This is a genomic window from Seonamhaeicola marinus, assembly GCF_008085455.1.
The window spans coordinates 1-655 of record NZ_VSDQ01000313.1; the positions used below are offsets into that span (position 1 = coordinate 1).

At 30.2% G+C, this 655-nt stretch carries 1 protein-coding gene; it reads left to right on the forward strand.

Going from position 1 to position 655, the window contains the following annotated elements:
• The first annotated feature begins 191 nt into the window (after positions 1-191).
• Entirely contained in the window at positions 192-653 is a 462-nt protein-coding gene (gene rimP / locus FUA24_RS04130) for a ribosome assembly cofactor RimP (protein ID WP_147138272.1), read from the forward strand.
• The last annotated feature ends 2 nt before the right edge of the window (positions 654-655 follow it).

Below are 655 nucleotides of genomic sequence, written 5' to 3' on the forward strand. Positions count from 1 at the left end.
TTTTTTTATTATTTAGGTTTGCAAGCATTAGTGTTGCTTAAAAAAAAGAATGGTTTTAAATTTTGTAAACAACACAAAAACACATTGAAAGCCATTTATTAGGCATTCTTAATTAAAAATTATATATTTGCAGCGTTGTAAGGCAAAATTAACAATGAGGGGACGGAAAGTCCCCTCTTTTTATACTAAAAATGTTTAAAAGTACAGTTGAAAATTTACTTGAAAAAGCATTAGAAGAACGTACAGATTTATTTCTAATAGATTTTTCAATACAAGGAGATAACCAAATAAAAGTTATTATTGATGGTGATAACGGTGTGGTGGTTGATGATTGTATTTACATAAGCAGAGCCATTGAACATAATTTAGACAGAGAAGAGCAAGATTTTTCATTAGATGTTATGTCGGCAGGAGCAACAGCACCTTTGGTGAAACAACGCCAGTATAAAAAAAATATAAATAGAACCCTAAAAGTAAAAACAGCTACAGAAACTTTTGAAGGTACACTTTTTGAAGTTGCAGAAGAAGCTATTACTTTACAGTGGAAAGTTAGAGAGCCAAAACCCGTAGGAAAAGGCAAAGTAACTGTAACAAAACAAGCGAATATCGCTTACAAAGATATTGTAGAAGCAAAAGTTATGATTAAATTTTAATT